The organism is Thiothrix nivea DSM 5205 (assembly GCF_000260135.1).
GTDB lineage: Bacteria > Pseudomonadota > Gammaproteobacteria > Thiotrichales > Thiotrichaceae > Thiothrix > Thiothrix nivea.
The window spans coordinates 4,394,878-4,415,136 of the sequence record NZ_JH651384.1 but is presented as its reverse complement, the minus strand read 5'-3'; the positions used below and the strand labels follow the sequence as shown (position 1 = coordinate 4,415,136).

The following is a 20,259-nucleotide window of genomic DNA, read 5'->3' as shown; positions in this document are numbered from 1 at the left end:
AGACGGGGCCGGCGGTGTTGAAGTGCTTTTTCATGCGGGCATGCTCGGGTTGCTGGTTAGGCTGAGTCTAGCATCAGAAATCTTGCCTGTAACACAGGGATGATTGAAAACCACCGCCCCCCACCCTATGCTGCAAGCCAACTCAGCAAGGAACCAACCATGGCACTCACAGAATTTTTCACCAGCTTGAAACGCAATATCCTGGCGCGCGGCATACAAGATGTCAGCGACCCGAACAAATGGGCATCCTACCTGGATGGAGCCACCATCGAAAAAGAAGGCATCCACATTCCCTACAGCGAAATCATGGCGTATACCGAGCAACTGGTTTACCGCACCACCTTGTGCCGGGAATGCTGTGAAGCCGGAGTTTGTCCGCACTGCGGTTGTACCATGCCGAAAGCTGCCATGGTCGCCAGTAAAGTCTGCCCCAGGGAACGCTGGGGAGCGATGCTGACCGCCACCGAGTGGCTGGCTTATAAACAGGAAAATAACATCAGCTTCACAGTCACCCAGACAGGCACAACGCCTACACGGCAGACCTGATGCCAGACACTCGATGACTGCTCAGGCATTGATGATGATGCCTGCCTCGCCCAGCGAATCCGGGTCAACCTCGATACCCAAACCCGGCAAATCATTATTCACCATGCCCATCATGCCGTCCTCCACAAAGATCGGCATTCCTTTCGCAGTCGTCAGCGACGAGTAGGTATGCACATCGGAAGCCGCCAGCAAACGGTTGGCGGGCGTCGTGGTCGCCAGTTGGGTGACCGCCGCGCCCATGATTTCCGTGCCCCACTGCGCTTCCATGGTGACCGCGATACCGGCCGCTGAAGTAATGTCACGCGCCATCCGCCCCTGACTGACGCCGCCCAGCTTGTCGATTTTCAGCGTCATCAGTTCACAGGAACGGTCAGCCTGCGCCCGCAACACCATGTTCACATCGGTAATCACGTTGTCCAGCTTGACAGCGCGCCCGGTACGTTGGCGCACCGACAGGCATTCGTCGTAATGCCAGCAGGGTTGTTCCAGTACGAAATCCAAGTGTTGCACGGCTTTTAGCACATACAGGGCTTCTTCCGGACGCCAGCGGCCCGATGCATCCACGGTGTAATGTTCGCCCGGCTGCCGGTTCGCCATCACGGCCTCGATGCATTCCACGTCTTCCGCCAGATTGCCGCTGCCGACTTTCATCAGGAACATGCGGTAACCTTCGGTGCGCCATGCATCCGCTTCCTTGCCCATTTCCACCGGTTTTTTCAGCGGCAGGCCCCGGTAAACCGGCACGGAATCGCGCAGCCTGCCACCCAGCAACCTTGCCAGCGGCTGCTCCATCCACTTGCCCAGAATGTCCCAGCAGGCAATGTCGAACGCCGACTTGATGGAACCATGCCCGTCGATCAACGACATCAGGTGCTGAATGGCGTTGATGTCGCGCGGATCCTGGTGAATCAGGTGACGTTTAATCAGTTCCGCACTACTCGACATAATGCCAGCGGCATAGTTGGGGTAGCCACCGACCGCTCCCGCTTCACCATACCCCACCAAACCCTCGTCGGTTTCCACCTTGACAATGACCACATCGGCACTGGTCACGCCCGGTTCCAGCGAACAGGTAAAAGAAGAACACAACATCGGCAAATGCTTGTGAAACAGGGAGACTTTGGTAATACGCATGGCAATATCCTCAGGTTCCAGCGAACTCAATCAGGGGGTAATGATCTAGCCTTGGGAATGGCCTGTTTTTCGGGGTGGGTTAGCAAGGGCAGCATCGAGTTGGACAAATTGGTCAGCAAGCCGCCGGAATACAGCAGAATCGCGCCACTGGTTCCCATTCCCAGTAGCAACACACCGGAGACACAGGCAATACCGAACGCATTATTCAGTAGCTCACTGTTATTCATGCGTTGATGCAATTCGGTCGACATGTTTAGCAAGTAAGGCAGGTGCAATAAGTCCGGCGTCATCAGCAAAATATCAGCGGTGTCCTGCGCAATCGTCGCCGCGCCGTGCAACGACACCGATACATCCGCTTTTTGCAGCGCAACGGAATCGTTAATGCCATCACCGATAAAGCACACTTTGCGCCCTTGCGCCTGCAAACTTTCAATATGTTGCGCCTTGCCTTCCGGCAGGGTTTCGGCAAAGTAGTGATCGATGCCCAGCGTTTGCGCCAGATGGCGGGTAGGTTTTTCCTGGTCGCCGGAGATGATGTACAACGTCACACCCAGTTTATGCAGTGTCTCAATCGCTTCTTTAGCTTGCGGGCGCAAGGCAGGTCGTAATTCGATCACGCCCATTAACTCACCTTCACGGGTGGCAACATACACCACCGAGTAGCCTTTATCACCGGCGGCAGCCTGCAAACTTTCAATGGTATCCGGCACGGCAATGCCTGCGGCATCCACAAAGCGACGGCTACCAATCAGGATAGTATGCGGTGTTGAATCCTGTTGTTTATCCTGCAAGGTAACCTGTAAACCGTGCCCAACCGCATAATCGGTATTCAGTACACTCAGCATTGCCACACCTTGCCGCCCGGCGTGATGGCAAATGGCCTGAGCAATCGGGTGTTTCTGACGCTGCTCGGCGCTGGCCGCGTATTGCAATAACTGTTGCTCACTGAAACCGCTGCAGGCAATCACCTGCCCCACTTGCGGCACTTCTTCCGTCAGTGTGCCGGTCTTGTCGAACACGATGGTATCGACCTTTTGCAGGGTATCCAGCGCGCGCCCGTCTTTCACCAAAATACCGTTACGGGAGGCAATCCGCAGGTAGTTCAGTACCATCAACGGCGCTGACATGCGCATCTGATAGCCGAAACCGCTGTAGCTCAGCGCGACCGCCTGCCCCAACCCCAGAAAGGGCAACGCCAGCGCAGACGCCAGCATGGTGCGCGATGCCCCCTGCTCGACCAGCTTTTCGCCGCGTGATTGCACCTGGTGCTTGAAGGTAGCGGCGTGTTCCAGGGTTTTGGCAATTTGCCCGGTAAGGGTGTCCACACCCTGCCTTTCCACTACCACCTGCAAACTACCGGCAATTAGCAAGGTGGAAGTAAATACGCCATCACCGGCTTTCTTTTCAGCAGGCTGTGATTCGCCGGTTAACAAATGCTGGTCGACCGTACCCTCACCGGCAATGACATGACCATCCACCGGGATCATTTCACCCGCGTGTACCACAATCACGTCTTTAGCTTGCAAGCTTTCCAGCGGCACTTCGATTTCCGCGCCGTCTTTTAACAGCCAGACGGTTTCACCCAGTTCACCAAAAATACGACTGAAATCGGTTTGTGCCTCACGCTCGGTACGCGCAATCAGGCGATTGGCGGTAAAAAACGCCGCAAACAACAGACCTGCGGTAATAAAGAAACCCATGAAAATGGCAAAACTGATCGAGATCGCGTCCAGTGCAGCAATGCTCCACTTGCGCTTTTCCTGATAAGACTTCCAGATTTTACGCATCATGTAGGCATAGTTGTAAGCCAGCAGCGGCAAACCCACCAAGCCAACTGTAGGTATCGTCAAAGCTCCCAGCCCCAGAAAGCCTAATGCACCTAGCGAAATACGCTGCTGCTGCGCCGCCTCCGCCTCAGCCGCTGACATGGCCACTTTTTGCTTTTCTGGCGGGGACTTGACTGGCAATGCCGCTTCACGCTGCGTCAGCAGTTGCTGTCGCTGTGATTGCTTGCGGCGGCGTGCGTTACGCAGTTTGCCCAACAGCACACCCGTACTACCGCCCAGCGCCAGACCCGCAACCAACAAAGGAATCGGCATAGCTCAACCTGCCAACTTCATCATTGGCTGATCACCCGATCCGGCTCACCCAGCCGCTCGTCATCGACCACCACGCCCAGCCCCGGCGCATCGCTGCCCATCCACATAAAGCCGTTATCGACCACGATCGGGTCATTGGTCGCGACTGTCAGTGACGAGTAGTTGTGAATATCCAGGGTGCTGATAAAACGGTTAAGCGGGGTCGTCAAGGCCAGATGCACCAGCACAGCACCGGTAATTTCCGTGCCCCACTGTGTGGCATAGGTAATACCCATGCCTCCGGCAGCGGCAATATCGCGGGCAAATTTCGCCTGGGTGACACCGGCGTACTTGTTGACCTGGATCACCACGCTGTCACAGGCGTTGTTTTTGTAGGCGCGCAACACATCCTGCACCCCGTTGAGGCTATTGTCGAGCTTCAGCGGAAACGCAGTGCGGTCGCGGATCGACATGCAATCTTCCATCGTCCAGCAGGGTTGTTCAATGGTGAAATCCAGATCCTTGACCGTATTCAGGATGTACAAGGCTTCATCGCGCCGCCAGTGACCAGCCACGTCCACCGTGAACAGTTCACCCGGCTTGCGTTTGGCGATGACACCGGCAATGCGCTGCAAATCGGCCTGGATGTCGCCATGCCCAACCCGCAACTGGAACATGCGGTAGCCTTCGCTGCGCCAGTCATCCACCGACTGCGCCATCTCTTCCGGCTCGATGGTCGGAATGGATCGGTAAATCGGCACGCGGTCACGCAGTTTGCCGCCCAGCAGCTCATACAGAGGCTTACCACTGGACTTGCCGAGAATATCCCAGCACGCCATATCAAAACCGGCCTTGATCGCGCCATGCCCGTCAATCAGTGACATCACGTACTGGATGTCATTGACATTGCGCGGGTCTTTATCCATCAAGTGGCGTTCGATCAGCTCAGCACTGCTGCTGACCGTACCCGCTGCGTAATTGGGGTAGCCGCCGACCGAACCAGCCTCGCCGTAACCCACCAAGCCGCATTCGGTTTCCACGCGGGTAATCACCACGTCAGCGGTTTCGGTGCCCGGCTCCAGTGAACAGGAGAATTTGCCGCAAATCATTGGCATGATCTTGTGATAGAGAGAAACTTGCTTGATGCGCATAACGACGCCTCCTGCTTAAAACTTAAAAACGGTTGCCCACACGCTCTGTCATCATGCCCATGGCCACACCCAGAACACGCTCTTCACCTGCCTGCAAGGTGAACGCCGGGCGGGCGTGCGCCCAGCGCAGGTTATCCAGCAATGCCAAATCCGCCTGCTTCCAGTCCAGCGCCAGGGAAGCGTGGTTGTAGGCCGCGTAAATGTCGGCGATTTCCTGATTGGTGAACGGTGTGCCGTCACCCAGCGTCATGTTCAGCGGACGTTCCTCATCCGGCATGGCATTGAACGGATGCCACTGGTCGAAAAAGGCGGCATGGCTGGCCAAACCGGCAAAAAACAGCGATTTGTCCAGTTCCGGGTGGTATTCGTAAGCGTCCACGCTGTAACTGGTGCGCAAGTGCCCATTCGGCAGCCACTCGTAATCCCAGCCCTTGGCCTGCACGGACTGTTCGGCCTCACGCGGATCGTTGGTGAAAAACGTATCCTGCCAAGGCTTGTAACCCAGCTCGCAGGCCAGCTCCCGGTCATACATCATGCGCACGTAACGCATGCCTTTATCCTTGAGCTTCTGACCGATATCCGTCGCCAGCAAGGCTTGCGTGGCTTTTTCATTATCCGCCAGCAGGGTAAAGCCCCCTTCCTGCGGGCATCGCGTCGAGCCAATCACGAAGCAACGCGGGTAAACCGGCAGGTAACAGCCTTCATTGTGGAAACACAAATCAATCGTCGGCGGCGCATCCCCCAGGGCGAAAACATGCTTCCCAAACTTGTCGCGCGGTGCGGAACCACCTTCATAGGCGGCGAAATCCTGAAACAGAACCTCGGCCCAACGCTGTAATTCACTCAAATGTTGCATGCCGGTATTTTTCAGCACGACCAGCCCCTGTTCGCGCCACTGCCCGCGAATGGCCTGTTCCAGATCATCGGTATGGATGGCACAATCTACCTGATAATCCTCCATTCCCAGGGCGAAAGGCTGATCACCAAACGGGTAAATGGGGCGCTGAGTAGCGGTATTCGTCATACGGCGGCTCCTAAAAACTGTTTTTCCGGTAAAAGGATTCTGTGCTTGTGTCTTGTCCGGCCAACAGGCAAAGGGGTCGGTTTGGGCAGCGGCTTGCGCTCATCACATTGCAGGTAATTGGCCAGACGCGCCAACCCCAGCTTGATCTGGTGCGGATGACAGGCGAAGTTCAAACGCAGGAAGGCGTTATCGTAATGCTGAAAATCAATTCCCGGCGTCGAACCCAGCGCATGGTAACGCGCCAGCTCATGTGAAACCTGCATGGCGTCCCGATTCGCTTCCGCCACATCCACCAAGGCGAAGAAACCGGCTTTGGGGTGTGAACGCAGACGCAAGCCAAAATATTTCGCCGTCTGCTCAAAGGTACGCCAGTTGCCGCGCAGCATTTGCCGATGCCTGCCGACCAGTTCATCCCAGTGCCGAAACAACTTTTCCGCCAACATCTGGCTGGGCAGGCTGGTGCACATATTCAGGATGGCCTTTACGTTGGTCATCAGTTGCACCTGGGATTCCGGCACGATCAGGTAACCGACGCGGAACCCGGCGATAGCCAGTGACTTGGACAGGCTGTTCACCAGCATATGTCGGTCGGAACAGTGAATGGCGCTGGGGATAGGCTCATTACCTAACGGCAGGGATTGATACACCTCATCGAAGATAACGGGTACACCCAGTCGGGAAATGGCTTCCAATTCATCCGCACTCAGCACCGCGCCATGTGGATTGCTGGGGGAATTAAGCAGGATGGCTCGCGTCTTGTGAGTAATGAAACGCGGCAACTGTTCCACATCAATGCAGTAATCATCCCTGACCGGAACCAGAATGCAGCGAGCCTCGAATATCTGCGCCAGCACCTTGTAAGCCGGATAATGGGATTTCGGCAGGATGATTTCCCCATCCGTTTCAAGCAACATCGCCAGGGCAATGTTCAGCGCTCCGGATGCGCCATCGGTAATGCAAACCCGTTGCGGCGCCAGATCGTAATTGAATTTTTCCCCGTAGTAGCGACAAATGGCGTGACGCAAACTCTCCAGCCCGTTGATATCGCCGTAACCCACGTGCCGCCCCAGGTTTTCACCATTCAGACAGACATCGACGTAATCGAACGGGTTGAAGCAGGAAACGCCCTTGCCGAAATTGATCGGTTCCTGACGTTGATGGTCAACCTGTTCAAAGACATCCATGACCTCATCCATGGCTAACGACGGATACGAGCGGTAGTTGTTGAACATTAGCTGAGCCTCTTTCCTGTCACATTGCGGAAAGGTTAGGCGCTAATTTCGCCGGATACAAGCAAACGTCACACTTCTTAACATTTCTCATGGCAAGGCTCTTTTTCCAGCGCACGAATGGCAGTCAGCACCTCGTCCAGCGTTTTATAAGGCTGTCGCGGCAACCGGTCTATCAACCCGGCAAGCTCATGCGGATACGTTTCCAGCAGATCGTCGCTCCAGATGGGGTCAACGTTTTGCCGGGCGAGCAAGGCGAACAGGCCGCGATCCCCCATGTCCGCTTCCCGCAGCGAGAGGTGCTGTTCGCAAAAATCCAGGGTCGCCGTTTCGATGGGCGTATCAGCCAGCGCATTTGCCTTCAGGTACGCAGCCAGTGAGGTGTTGCCCCCTGCCAGACCAAAGCTGTTCAGCGAAACATCAATCAAATCGCAACCACAGACAAATGCCCGGTTGGAATTCTCAACCGCATTGCCGAGTGTATCGTGGGCATGAAACCCCAACGGCAGTTGACAATGCTGTTTCGCCAGCGCATACAACGGCTCAATTTCGTGCGGTAACAAAGCGCCACGCGAATCAGCGAAATACAGGCGGTCGACATGGGGTGACGGGGCGATGCGCTTCAACAAATCAACGATCTCAGCGTAACGGTAAGAGGAAATGCAGATCAGGTTGATGCTGACCTTGATGGTGGGAGATTGTTCGTGCAGATAAGCCGCAATCTCCAAGGCTTGCCCAATCACCTCTGCTGTGCAGGTCAGGCGCACCAGCGACAGATATGGCAGCTTGCCCGCCACCGCCTCCCGCCAGTCCGCATCTGCCGGATTCAACATGCCGACCCACTGCATCCCCGGATGTTGCTGCGTAATTTCTTGCAGAAATGTAGCCGGACAGCCATTGACCACGGAAGTCGTCTGAGCAGCAGTACGCAAGAAGCCGACTTCAACCTGCCTGATGCCTTGCCTTGCCAGAAAGTCAAGCAGATACCTGACCTCTTTCCTGGAAAACTGCCACTGGTTGAGATAACCACCATCCCGCAATGTCACGTCCAGTATATTTTCCAGACTGATGTCCGCCATGTCTTGCATCCCGCTTCGTAAACCTCGGCATTTACCAGCAGCCGACAAAGCAGCCAGCCTGATACGTGAGTAGACTATTCAGGTTCGGGCGCGAACACAATCGGGCTTAACATTTCTTAACATTTCTCCGGTTGTGTTCAACACCTGCTTACGTGACAGTATACTGCCATGAATTTGAACTTTGCTACAGGGACGGGCAATGTCGGCCAGAATCAGCAAAATCACAGTGTACGCACTGGAACTTCCCCTCAAAAAACCCTACCTCGTCTCGGGCGGGCGGGTGTACGTGGAGAAGATGGACAGCGTTATCGTCGCTATCGAAACCGATACCGGGCTGACCGGCTGGGGCGAAGGCTGCCCGTTTGGCAATGCCTACCTGCCCGCGTTCTCGGCGGGGATTCACGCCGGTATCGCCGAGCTGGCTCCGCATCTGCTGGGCGAAAACCCGCTGTATCCGGATCAGTTCAACCACAGCATGGATGTGTTGCTGGCCGGTCACTGGTATGTCAAATCGGCGCTGGATATGGCCTGCTGGGACATTCTCGGCAAACATACGCAACTGCCCCTGTATGCCCTGCTGGGCGGGCGTTTCAGCCACAGCGTCGACATTCTGGGCGTATTCGCCAACGGCTCACCGGATGAAATGGTGGCCGACCTGCGTAACCTGCGCGAACTGGGCTACCGCATCTTTTCCCCCAAGATCGGCGGTGATGTGGCCACCGACATTGCCCGTATACAAGCCATCCGCGCCGACCTGCAAGCCCATGAAAAAATCACCATCGACGCCAACCGCGCCTGGCTGCCGGATCAGGCAGTGCAAATCATCAACGCCGTAAACGATCCCACCCTGTATTTCGAACAGCCTTGCGAAACCCTGGACGAATGCCGCGCGGTGCGGCAACTGACCCGCAACCCGCTGATCCTGGACGAATGCATCCACAGCTACACGGATCTGTTGCAGGCGCAGCGGGAGAATATCGCCCAGGCCATCAATATCAAGCTGGGGCGCGTCGGCGGCGTCACCAAGGCGCGGCGGATGCGGGATTTCTGCGTCCAAACCGGGTTGCGCATGAATATCGAGGAAACCGGCGGCAGCGTCATCGCCAGCACCGCCGCCGTGCATCTGGCCGCCGCCACCCCGGCCCGCTACCGGCTGGCGACTTCCGACAATACCCGCCTGCACACGGTCGTACCCGCACTCGGCGGCTACGTCTTCGATAACGGTGTTGGCATTCCGCCCGACGCGCCCGGTCTGGGGCTGGAACCCATCATGGACATACTGGGCGAGCCGGTTGCCGTCTATACTTGACCCATCACACTTTTTTCACGCACAAGCAAGGATCGAGACAACATCATGATCAGCCATCAGGAACGCTACGACAACTGGGCACCCGACTACAACAAGGATGTCGCCGCCAGAAACTACGACGGCCCCGACTACATCGTTGACTACCTCATGGAACTGGCGGACGCCGGTAAAATCCCGGTTTCCCCTGACCTGGCGGATTTCAAGGTGCTGGACGTGGCCTGTGGCTCAGGGCTGGTCGGGCAAGCGCTGCAAAAAAAGGGTTTCCGGCACATCGACGGCACCGATTTATCACAGGGCATGATTGCCCAAGCGCATCATTCCGGCGCTTACCAGACCCTGATGGCCTGGATCGACCTGAACAAGCCGCTACCGTTTTTCCTGCACGGCCAATACGACCTGACCGTTTGTTGCGGCGTATTCGCACTGGATTTTGTCGAACCCAAATCCCTCAGCTATCTGGCGCAAGCCACCAAACCGGGTGGAACCATCATCATGAGCACCAAGACCACCTACTACGACACGTATGACTTCGATGGTTATTACAAAAGCCAAGTGGATGCCGGTGAGCTGTCACTGGTGGACTGCCGTATGAACAAGCCGTATCTGGGCAGCGAAGCTGACGGTCACTATTGGGTGTTCACCGTACCGGCCAAACAGGAGAATACGGCATGAGCAAACAATGCCTGTTCCTGAATGACCGCGAACCTTACCCGCAAGACTGTTTCGACCACATTCCCGGTATTGAAATGCACTGGGCGCAGGATCATTCCGGCGGCTTCTCACTGGTGAAGTCGTTGGAAGCCCACCCTGACACACAAATCCTGATCACCACGCTGATGGATTTAAACGCTGAAAACCTTGCCAGACTGCCGAAACTGGAACTGATCATCACCATCACCACAGGCACCGATTACATCGACAAGGCTTACTGCGAACAACACGGCATCGACATCCGCAACACCCCCGGATTCACCGGCGCATCGGTCGCCGAGCACGCCATGGCGCTGATGCTGGCCTCCGCCAAGCGCATTGCTGATTACAACCGCGAAATCCGTAACGAAGACTTCCAGATTTTCCAGTATCAGGGCATCGAACTGTTCGGCAGGCAGGCGGGCATTATCGGCATGGGTGCGATCGGCTCGCAAGTTGCCCGCATGTTGCAGGGCTTCGGCATCAAGGTGGTGTTTTGCAATCGCAAACCGAAAGACAGTGACATCGCCACCCAAGTGGATATGGACACCCTGCTGGCGGAAAGCGACATCATTTTCCTCACCCTGTCGCTAAACGCAGATTCCCGTCACTTGATCAACGCCGACACACTGGCGAAGGTCAAGCCGGGAGCCATCCTCATCAATATTTCGCCGGATGAGCTGATTGATATTGCCGCCCTGGACGAGGCACTGGAAAGCGGCAGGCTGTCGTATGCGGGCATGGACATTCACCACGAAGACGAACGTTTTCTGGGTCTGCCCAACACCATCCTCAGCCCGCGCCGCGCCTGGTATACGCAAGACGCCTTCAACCGTCGCATCGCCATCTTCACGCAAACGCTGGCGGATTACGTGCAGGAGCAGGCAACATGAAACTGTTGTTGATACAGGGCGCGAACCTGAACTCGCTCGGCAGGCGCGAAGGCAATACCTACGACAGCACCACGGCGGAAGCGCTGGATGCGCTGCTGCGGCGACACGCCACCGACTGGGGTTACGAGCTGGAAATTTTCTACACCAATATCGAGGGCGAGGCGGTCAACAAAGTCTATGCCAGCGTGGAGCAGGGCGTGGACGGTATTCTCTCCAACCCGGCGGGTTTCACCTACAACGCTTATTCGCTGCGGGATTGCCTGAAGTATGTCGCCCCGCCGTATGTGGAACTGCACCTGACCAATATCGACGAGCGCAATATTCCCTCCGCCCTGTCATCCGCCGCCGTCGGCGTGGTGCATGGCTTCGGCATCAACTCCTACTTCATCGCGCTGGAAGCGATGCTGAGGCATCTCAAGCATGAACGCTATCAGGATCATTGAAGTCTGCTCAGAACTGGGCGCGGCGCAACTGGGCGCGAGCATGGGGCCGGACGCCATCCGCATGGCGGCGCACAAGACGGGCAGCGACTTTTTCGTGCGTCATGAAACCATCCGCCTACCCGACCGCAATGACCTGCTGGCGGATAAAAATCACAACGTCGGCTGTCAGCATGTCAAACGGCTGCGTTACATCCTGGAAAACTGCCTGACTGTCTGCAACACCGTCACCGATGCACTGGAGGCGGGTGATTTCCCGTTGGTTCTTTCCGCCGACCACTCATCCGCCGCCGGAACACTGGCCGGAATCCGGCAGGCTTACCCGCGAGAACGTCTGGGCGTTATCTGGATCGACGCACACAGCGACATGCATTCCCCCTACACCACCCACTCCGGCAACATGCACGGGATGCCGCTGGGCGCGGCGCTGGGCTTGGATACACAAGCGCGGGATTTCCTGGGCGAGACGCCCAATCCGTTGTCACCGGAAGACCAGCGCCGCTGGAATCATCTGAAGGAACTGGGCGGCGTTGTTCCCAAAATTTTGCCGGAAGACCTAGTCCTGATCGGCGTGCGCTTTTTCAAGCCGGAGCATTCCATTCTGATTGAAAACCTTGGCATACCGCTGCATACGGTGGCGGCGATCCGGGACAAGGGCGCTGAACATTACGCGAAATTGATCCAGCAACAACTGGCGCATTGCGACCGGCTGTACGTTTCGTTCGATGTGGATAGCCTAGATTGCAATGTGGTGTCGCGCGGAACCGGCACGCCGGAACCGGACGGCCTGTACATGGAGGAAGCGCTGACCCTGATGCGGGCGTTCATGGCCAACCCCAAAGTCTGCTGCCTGGAAATCGCCGAGGTGAATCCGGTGCTGGATGACAAGGGCAACGCTATGGGCGAGGCCGCCTGGGAAATTCTGGCAAACACTATTGATGCCAGCGGTTAAGACGCCGCCCCTGCTTTGGCATTAACTTCAGTATGCTACTCTAAGGGTGTTACTCCATCAGGGTCAGAACCCCATGCTGCAAAAACTCCCCATCGGTCTGCAAACTTTCGACAAAATCCGTGCGGAAGATTATCTGTATGTCGACAAAACCCAATACCTGTATGACCTGATCACACTCACCGGCGGTTATTATTTTCTCTCCCGCCCACGCCGTTTCGGCAAATCCCTGACTCTTTCCACCCTCAAGGCCATTTTCAACGGCGCAAAAGAACTGTTTGACGGCCTCTGGATTCAAAAGCATTACGATTGGGAAAAGTCATACCCGGTTGTACATCTGCAAATGGCCAAACTCGATTATCAGGCGCTGGGTCTGGACGCCGCCCTGCAACGCGCCCTGCATGAAGCTGCGGCACAATACGCCATTGAGCTGACCGCCCCCACTCTCAAAACCCTGTTTGCCGAACTGCTGGAAAAACTGGCCGCCACACAGGGGCAGGTCGTGTTGCTAGTGGACGAATACGACAAACCCCTGATTGACTACCTGGATGACATCGAACAGGCCAAAACCAACCAGCAGATCCTGAAAAATTTCTATTCGGTGATCAAGGACAGCGACCCCTACCTGCGCTTCCTGCTGATTACCGGCGTGTCAAAATTCAGCAAGGTATCGATTTTCTCCGACCTCAACAACCTGCTGGATATTAGCCGACACCCGCGCTTCGCCACCATGCTGGGCTACACGCAGGCGGAACTGGAACACTATTTCGCGGAGCGGATTGAACCCCTTGCCCAACAAAAAAATCTGGAACGTGACACCCTGCTGGAGAAAATCCGCCACTATTACAACGGCTACCGCTGGGATGTTGACCAGCCGAGCCTGTACAACCCCTATTCCATCCTGTCGTTTATGGAAACCGGGCGCTTTCACAACTTCTGGTTTGAAACCGGCACGCCGACGTTCCTGATCAGGCTGATGCGGCGCGACGGCCTGTATGACCTGTCCCAACTGGAAGTTAACGGGCATAGCTTCATCAGCTACGACATCGAGCATTTGCAGGCCATCCCCATCCTGTTCCAGACCGGCTACCTGACCATCAAAAGCGAGGACGAATACGGCCTGTACAGACTGGATTACCCCAATGCCGAAGTGAAGGAGTCTCTGCTGCAATACCTGATCAGCGACCTGCGCTTTGAAAACAACGCCGCCCTGAATACACCGCTGGTGGTTCACCTGCACAAGGCATTCCAGGCCAATGACTTGGAACGGGTCATCACCATTATCAAAAGCATCTTCAAGAAAATCCCCTCGCACATCTTCATCAAGGAAGCCGAAGCCTATTACCACAGCCTGATTTATCTGGTGTTCTTTTACTTGGGGCAGTACAGCGAAGCCGAAGTGAATGACAGCACCGGGCGGATTGATTGTGTGGTGAAAACGTCGACACACATCTACATTATCGAATTCAAGCTGGGTCAAAGCGCCGACGCCGCGCTCAAACAAATCCGAGACAAGAACTACGCCGGGGCTTATCTGGCTGATCCGCGTGAGAAAGTGTTGATCGGCATCAACTTCAGCAGCCAGGAAAAAACCGTGGATGACTGGCGGTTCGAGTCACTCCAGTAACAAATGTTAAGAATTGTTGCGTATCCTTAATGCCATTGACTCACCATGCTAAATTTGTAGCACAGGCAGAAACAGAGGCTATCCATGTTACTCACCAACCTTGGCGTCATGGCAGGCGTTTATGTCGGCAAGCGCTTACTCGACACGCACAAATCCCGCAAAATCGCTGTCAATCAGACATTGGCAAAGACAGAAAAGCAGCCGCCCGAACCTGACACGGACAACCTCCATCACGCCAAAGTCAGCGGCGCATCCTTAGTGGTAGTAACCGCCGCCTACTTCCTGTATCCGCCACTCAACCTGCTCGGCGTGGGCATTATCAGTTACAACCTGGTTCCGCCCCTGCAACGGGCTTTCCGGGCGTTGCCGACCGACAAAAAGGTCAACAACGACAGCTATACCTCGCTGGTCACCGTGTTGCTGGTCGGTACGGGCAATTACTTCGCCGCCGCCCTGCATAACGTGATTTACCACACCAGCACGCATCTAGTGGAAAAAAGCCGCGCGGATTCGGCCCGCCTCGCCGCTGACGCCTACCAGCAGGCTCCTGAAACCGTGTGGATTACCGCAGGCGGCACAGAACAACAGATCCCGCTGGAACAGGTGCAAACCGGCGACGGCGTCATTATCACCACTGGCGGCGCGATTCCCGTGGATGGCCGTATTATCGAAGGCGCGGCTCTGATCGACCAACAGGCGCTGACCGGCGAAGCCAATCCGCTGGAAAAAGTCGAGGGCGACCCTGTGATGGCCGCCACCATTGTCCTGAGCGGGCGTATCGTGATTGCAGCGGAGCACAGCGGCGCGGAAACCCGCATCCACAAATTGAACGAGCTGTTACAACAAACCCGCGATTACAAGAGCCAACTGCAACTGAAAGGTGAAGCCTGGGCAAACCGGGCCGCCCTGCCCTTGCTGGCTGCCAGCGCAGCCGTTTCCCCGCTGATCGGTGTCAGTCCGGCGCTGGCCCTGCTGTTCAGCGCACCTTTGAATACCGTGCGTTCCATGCTGTCGGTGCAGACTGCCGCCCACCTGCGCGGCATCCTGCAACGCGGCATATTCATCAAGGATGGGCGAGTGCTGGAAGAGCTGCCGAAAATCGACACCATCCTGTTCGACAAGACCGGCACCCTGACGCAGACACATCCGCAAGTCGTCAATATCATCACCTGCGGCGGGCTGGATGCAGACACGCTGCTGGCGTTCGCGGCGGCGGCGGAACAACGGCAGGAACACCCTGTCGCCCTCGCCATCCTCGACGCAGCCAATGAGCGTGGGTTGGAGTTACCCGAAGCCAGCCACAGCCATTACGACCTGGGTCTGGGCATCACCGTGCAGATCAACAGGCATGAAATCAGGGTGGGCAGTGAGCGCTTCATCCGGCAGGCGCTCGACAACCCGCCTTTGCCTGCACCGCTCAGAACCGCCCTGCAGGCCGCCCAGGGGCACACTTTCATCCTGCTCAGCGTGGACGGTGAAATACAGGGCGCGCTGGAATTGCATCCACGCCTGCGCCCGGAGGTTCCCGCCCTGATCAACACCTTGCGCCAACGCGGATTCAAACAGCTGGCGATTGTCTCCGGCGACCAGCAGACCCCCACCCAGCGTCTGGCGGATACGCTGGGGCTGGATGCCGCTTACGGCGGTGTGCTGCCGCAGGACAAGGCGGCCCTGATCAGGCAACTCCAGCAACAGGGGCGGCGCGTCTGCTTTGTCGGCGACGGCCTCAATGACGCAATCGCGATGAAACAGGCCAATGTCTCCGTATGCCTCAGTAGTGCTTCCGCCATTACCAGCGAGGTCGCCCAGATCGTGCTGCTGGATGACAGCCTGGAGCCGTTCGGCCAGCTGTTCGACAAGGCGGAACACCTGCGCAACAGCCTGGGAAAAAGCCTGTATCTGTGGATCGGGTTCGGCGCCACCAACGCGCTGGCGGTGCCACTGCTGGCGTTCGGGCCGTTCCAGTCCAGCCTGCTGTACGGCGCGGCCTATGCGACCGGGTTGAGGCTCTCCGACCAGCAAAATGTCAAGAATTGTTAAGTCGGCTTCTCAAAGCCCCGGTTTCGGATTAGGCTATTAACCTTGTTAAAATTCGAACAACTGACATGGACGACACCCCCCCCTCACAACAGAAAATCCGTTTTTTACATATTGCAGGGCTGATTTTGCTGGGCATTCTCCTCATTGGCAGCCTCATCACTTGGGTGGCGCGATACATCGAAAACCCGGCTCAACCCACTTCTGTCATAAGTATTCAGAAATAATGCCATTTGAACCCACCCACCTCTACATTACCCGCCCTGAACAGGTAAAAACCCCGGGAACGGCAATACTGGATAACGCAGAACGCTCCCGCGCCGCCGCCTTCAAGTTCCCTCAGGATCGGGAGTTGTATATTGCCGCACACCTGTTCATGCGCCGGACGCTCAGCAAACACGCCCCCATTGCCCCCGCCGACTGGCGGTTCAGAACCAATGCCTATGGCAAACCGTTTATTGCCACCCCCGGCTACGAACACCTGCAATTCAACCTTTCGCACACCCAGGGAATGATTGCCTGCGCGGTCAGTTATGCAGGCACTATTGGCGTGGACGTGGAAAAACGCAAACCGCTGACCGATCTGGATGCGCTGTGCCGCTACGCGCTTTCGCCGCTGGAAGCCCATGACGTGCTGTCAATCAGAGACCCCACCCGGAAAGAGCAACGTTTTTTCACCTACTGGACACTGAAAGAGGCTTATATCAAGGCCAGAGGCATGGGCTTGTCCATTCCCCTGCAAGAGTTCACTTTTACCCAGGATACAAAGCTGGAATGGCGGCTACATACCGAAACGCCAGAGTCAAACCCACAGGAGAAATGGCAATTCGATACTCATATCATTGGCCAACACCACCTATCTGTCGGGATAGAAAAAATGGCTCATTATGTGTTTCGGGGTCTTAGCCCATCAGCAGAGACAACAAGGAAAACACTCCCAGACAGGCTTACAGGCGTTTTTTTTCTCAACACCCTGCCGTAACTGGTTGGCCATGGCCTGTACGTCGTCTTTGTTCAAATTTAGTTCATGGGCGATTTGCTGGTTGGACAGGTTCAGCGACATTAGGTACAAGCATAACACCCATACCTTCAGCGGCTGGTGATGTCCCTCGAATACCGTCCCCGTCAGGTCATCAAAACGCTTGTCGCAAGCCTTGCATTGGTAGCGTTGCCGTTCCGGTTGCCGGTCATCCTTACCACGGCGGATGGTGTCCCGTGAACTGCAATGCGGGCATACCGCCCCGTCAGGCCAGCGCAGCGCACGGACTTGCTGGTAGCAGGCTTCATCACTGGTCAGGCTGGCTAGGCTGATCAAACTGCCCATCGGCTTCTCTCCTTGGCTTGGTAGATGGCTTTCAGTTGGGGAGTTTGTCATCGATTTCAAGGTTTACGCTGTAAGACCCTGAAACACATAATGAGCCTATTTTTTATTCAGTTTTGTTAAGTTTTGTTAAGAACCCCTGCCTCACCCGTACACCGCTATAGTATAATTTCTACCCATCTCTATAAACAGTTGGCAACCCTAAATTTCAGGAGAACGCTCATGAAAAAAGTATGCGTTATTGGTGGCGGCGCATCAGGCCTAACGGCTATCAAGCAACTAATGGACGAGGGACATGAGGTTACCTGTTACGAAAAATCCAGTGCCGTAGGCGGTGTTTTCAACTATGGCAGTCCGAATGGCAGAAGCATCAAAAGTACGGTTTTAACCATATCCAATTATTTGATGGCATTTTCTGATTACCCGCCCAAAGGCCACCGTTACTTCTGGACGCATGAAGAATATAAACAATATCTGGCAAATTACGTCAAAGAGTTTGGCTTGCAAGAGCGAATCGTATTTGATACGGAAGTTCTCAATCTACGCAAGTTGGATAACCAGTATCAGGTAGTAACCCGACATAACCCGACACAAACACAGAAAACCGAAGAATATGAAGCTGTGGTTGTGTGTTCAGGCATCCATGAAAGCAGAAAGATTCCGCCTGTAACGGGTATCGAAACCTTCACAGGTGATATTGTTCATACCCAAGACTTTACTGACCCCAATAATGCCTTTAGTGACGCCTCCGCTTTTGCCAACAAACGGGTATTATGTGTCGGCATTGGGGAAAGTGCTGTCGATATTGTCAGGGAAGTCAGCAAGGTTACCGCAGACTGCCATCTGCTCATGCGTTCTTACCCATTTCTGGTTCCGCGCGTGTTGCATAACACCACCGCAGATTGCACCACTACCCGCGCATTCCATGCTACATATCACCCTTCTGAAAATATCCTTTACTACCGACTGGGCGACTGGATGCTAAGGGCTGCCAGCTTCTTTGGAAAATTATTCGTTAAAGAAAAACAGCCCGCCCTAGATGCTTTCAACCAGCCACTGGAAAAAAAATCCCTGGATTTTGATACCGAATACAATGAAGAATCCCTGAAACTGATTAAAGTCTGGAACCAGCTATCCGGGGGAAGAAGATTCTCAACCAAAAACGTGTCATTTGTTCCTCAGGTATTGAACGGCAGTATCAATGTCGCTGTTACATCACTGGAGAGTATTAACGGTAATACGGTGAAGTTCAGTGACGGGCGCAGCGTTGAAGTGGACAGTATTATTTTTAATACCGGCTTCCAGCATGACCTGAGCTTCATTGAAGGTTTTGAGCTGAAAGATAACAGTGTCAGAAACATGTTTATGCATACTTTCCATGAAGACTGGCCGAACTGTGCTTTTATTGGCTGGGCGAGACCGACTTCTGGTGGAATCCCCGCCTGTGCGGAAATGACGGCACGCTATTTCGCCCTGTTACTGAGCGGCAAGCGCAGCCTGCCAACCGATGTTCCACAAAGAATAGAAGCAGACAAGGCATTTTATAAAGAAGCCCTGAGTGATTCGCCTGATATACACAGCCTGATTCTCTGGAAACGTTATATGGACTCCTACGCCGACCTGATAGGCGTGCGTGTCAGGCTCTGGAAATACTTGTTAAACCCCAGCCTTTTCCTGCGCCTGCTGTATGGAACCATGTTGCCTGTCCAGTATCGCCTGGAAGGGCCTCATGCCTCTCCGGAGGTCGCCAAACAGACCATTATGAACCTCCCCCTCACAAGCCAATTACCGTTCAGCCTGAATGACGCCAGGAATGCGATAAAGGCAGCCATTTTAAAGAGGAGCGACAAGTACAATGAAAGTGTTTTCGAGGTGGACTTTTTCCCTGAATGCCAAATAACAGAAAAAGATATTGAGAAATACCGTTTTGCGGCAAACACGAAATAATTCAACCGGCCTCATCATTGGTGTAAGGAGAGCATTATCATGGATGTAACATCAGAACAGGCAAAAGCATGGCGGGTTATGTATGACAAATTGTGCACCCGCGCGGAAAAGTATAATTGCAGGGATTATACCCGGTGTCTCCAGCTACTTGACTTGAACATGGAAGTTCCGACACTTGCCCAACTCAATCGCAAGATTACATCACTAACGGAGTGGACAATCATTCCCAACGGCAACAACTTCAGCGAGACTAACGAATGGTTTGAACATATTCTGAGAAAAGAGTTTCTGGTTACAGAATATCTCCGCAACTGGAATGAACTGGATTTCACACCAAGGCCTGACATGTTCCATGACATTTTTGGCCATGTGATTTATCTGCTCATGCCCGAACATGCGGAACTACAGGATATTTTCGCCAAGGCATATTTCAGCGTCCCGGAAGACAAACGAATCTGTGTAGAACGCTTATACTGGTATTCTGTCGAGTCTGGCCTGATTCGGGAAAACGATGGCGTCAGGATTTATGGCGGCGCACTGGCGACATCGGAACAGGAAAGCGCCCATATCATGCAAGGCCATGTACCCATCGAACCTTTTATCGGCGAGCAGGTGATTGAACTGGCACTGCCCTGGATGGGCGACCCGGAAGAGGGCTATGGAAAAAACGTTGCCGAGAACAATACCCTGTTTGCTTTTGATTCGCTTGCTGATTTGAAAGCGGAACTGAAGAAGACCTTTAACTTGTTGACAAGATCATACCACGACCTTGCCGCTGCATGACTGCAAAACCCCGGCATCATAA

Annotated in this window: 16 protein-coding genes and 2 pseudogenes; 11 read left to right on the top strand and 7 right to left on the bottom strand. The window is 55.0% G+C overall.

Annotation, left to right across the window (positions count from 1 at the left end; genetic code table 11):
* The first annotated feature begins 159 nt into the window (after positions 1 to 159).
* Complete coding sequence (locus THINI_RS21950) at positions 160 to 546, top strand: hypothetical protein (RefSeq protein ID WP_002710687.1); 387 nt, start codon at positions 160 to 162, stop codon at positions 544 to 546.
* Between the two features lie 21 nt (positions 547 to 567).
* On the opposite strand, the gene THINI_RS21945 is transcribed toward THINI_RS21950, so the two are convergent.
* The 6 genes from THINI_RS21945 to THINI_RS21920 all read right to left on the bottom strand — a co-directional run bounded on the left by THINI_RS21945 (position 568) and on the right by THINI_RS21920 (position 8,241).
* On the bottom strand, positions 568 to 1,680 hold the full coding sequence (locus THINI_RS21945) for a mandelate racemase/muconate lactonizing enzyme family protein (protein ID WP_002710686.1): 1,113 nt from the start codon (positions 1,678 to 1,680) through the stop codon (positions 568 to 570).
* Positions 1,681 to 1,706: 26 nt separating this feature from the next.
* Complete coding sequence (locus tag THINI_RS21940; RefSeq protein WP_002710685.1) at positions 1,707 to 3,779, bottom strand: heavy metal translocating P-type ATPase; 2,073 nt, start codon at positions 3,777 to 3,779, stop codon at positions 1,707 to 1,709.
* Positions 3,780 to 3,799: 20 nt separating this feature from the next.
* On the bottom strand, positions 3,800 to 4,909 hold the full coding sequence (locus tag THINI_RS21935; RefSeq protein ID WP_002710684.1) for a mandelate racemase/muconate lactonizing enzyme family protein: 1,110 nt from the start codon (positions 4,907 to 4,909) through the stop codon (positions 3,800 to 3,802).
* 22 nt (positions 4,910 to 4,931) lie between these two features.
* The gene (locus THINI_RS21930; protein WP_002710683.1) at positions 4,932 to 5,933 is read right to left on the bottom strand and encodes a TauD/TfdA family dioxygenase; all 1,002 of its coding nucleotides are present in this window, start codon (positions 5,931 to 5,933) and stop codon (positions 4,932 to 4,934) included.
* Positions 5,930 to 7,165 (bottom strand): pyridoxal phosphate-dependent aminotransferase, encoded by a 1,236-nt coding sequence (locus tag THINI_RS21925; protein WP_002710682.1) that lies wholly within the window; start codon positions 7,163 to 7,165, stop codon positions 5,930 to 5,932. Before THINI_RS21925 ends, THINI_RS21930 begins: the two co-directional genes overlap by 4 nt.
* 77 nt (positions 7,166 to 7,242) lie before the next feature.
* Positions 7,243 to 8,241, bottom strand: coding sequence for a beta/alpha barrel domain-containing protein (locus tag THINI_RS21920; protein ID WP_002710681.1), 999 nt, complete (start codon positions 8,239 to 8,241; stop codon positions 7,243 to 7,245).
* Positions 8,242 to 8,440: 199 nt separating this feature from the next.
* On the opposite strand from THINI_RS21920, the gene THINI_RS21915 reads away from it, so the two are divergent.
* The 8 genes and pseudogenes from THINI_RS21915 to THINI_RS24635 form a co-directional block, all read left to right on the top strand.
* On the top strand, positions 8,441 to 9,550 hold the full coding sequence (locus THINI_RS21915; protein WP_002710680.1) for a mandelate racemase/muconate lactonizing enzyme family protein: 1,110 nt from the start codon (positions 8,441 to 8,443) through the stop codon (positions 9,548 to 9,550).
* 45 nt (positions 9,551 to 9,595) lie between these two features.
* Positions 9,596 to 10,222, top strand: coding sequence for a class I SAM-dependent DNA methyltransferase (locus THINI_RS21910; RefSeq protein ID WP_002710679.1), 627 nt, complete (start codon positions 9,596 to 9,598; stop codon positions 10,220 to 10,222).
* Positions 10,219 to 11,133, top strand: a complete 915-nt coding sequence (locus THINI_RS21905) for a 2-hydroxyacid dehydrogenase (protein ID WP_002710678.1) — start codon at positions 10,219 to 10,221, stop codon at positions 11,131 to 11,133. Before THINI_RS21910 ends, THINI_RS21905 begins: the two co-directional genes overlap by 4 nt.
* Entirely contained in the window at positions 11,130 to 11,576 is a 447-nt protein-coding gene (locus THINI_RS21900) for a type II 3-dehydroquinate dehydratase (protein ID WP_002710677.1), read from the top strand. Before THINI_RS21905 ends, THINI_RS21900 begins: the two co-directional genes overlap by 4 nt.
* Positions 11,554 to 12,525, top strand: a complete 972-nt coding sequence (locus tag THINI_RS21895; RefSeq protein ID WP_002710676.1) for an arginase — start codon at positions 11,554 to 11,556, stop codon at positions 12,523 to 12,525. Before THINI_RS21900 ends, THINI_RS21895 begins: the two co-directional genes overlap by 23 nt.
* A gap of 73 nt (positions 12,526 to 12,598) precedes the next feature.
* Positions 12,599 to 14,149 carry an ATP-binding protein gene (locus THINI_RS21890; RefSeq protein ID WP_002710675.1) on the top strand — a complete coding sequence of 517 codons (1,551 nt, stop codon included), beginning with the start codon at positions 12,599 to 12,601 and terminating at the stop codon, positions 14,147 to 14,149.
* 84 nt (positions 14,150 to 14,233) lie between these two features.
* On the top strand, positions 14,234 to 16,189 hold the full coding sequence (locus tag THINI_RS21885; protein WP_002710674.1) for a heavy metal translocating P-type ATPase: 1,956 nt from the start codon (positions 14,234 to 14,236) through the stop codon (positions 16,187 to 16,189).
* Positions 16,190 to 16,412: 223 nt separating this feature from the next.
* Positions 16,413 to 17,003 (top strand): annotated as a pseudogene (locus tag THINI_RS24635) (4'-phosphopantetheinyl transferase family protein); the annotation flags it as partial.
* 113 nt (positions 17,004 to 17,116) lie between these two features.
* On the opposite strand, the pseudogene THINI_RS21875 reads toward THINI_RS24635, so the two are convergent.
* A pseudogene (locus tag THINI_RS21875) lies at positions 17,117 to 17,510 on the bottom strand (transposase); the annotation flags it as partial.
* Between the two features lie 219 nt (positions 17,511 to 17,729).
* Between THINI_RS21875 and THINI_RS21870 the strand changes: the two are divergent.
* On the top strand, positions 17,730 to 19,454 hold the full coding sequence (locus tag THINI_RS21870; RefSeq protein WP_002710670.1) for a flavin-containing monooxygenase: 1,725 nt from the start codon (positions 17,730 to 17,732) through the stop codon (positions 19,452 to 19,454).
* 39 nt (positions 19,455 to 19,493) lie between these two features.
* Positions 19,494 to 20,237 (top strand): hypothetical protein, encoded by a 744-nt coding sequence (locus THINI_RS21865; protein ID WP_002710669.1) that lies wholly within the window; start codon positions 19,494 to 19,496, stop codon positions 20,235 to 20,237.
* Positions 20,238 to 20,259 lie beyond the last annotated feature (22 nt).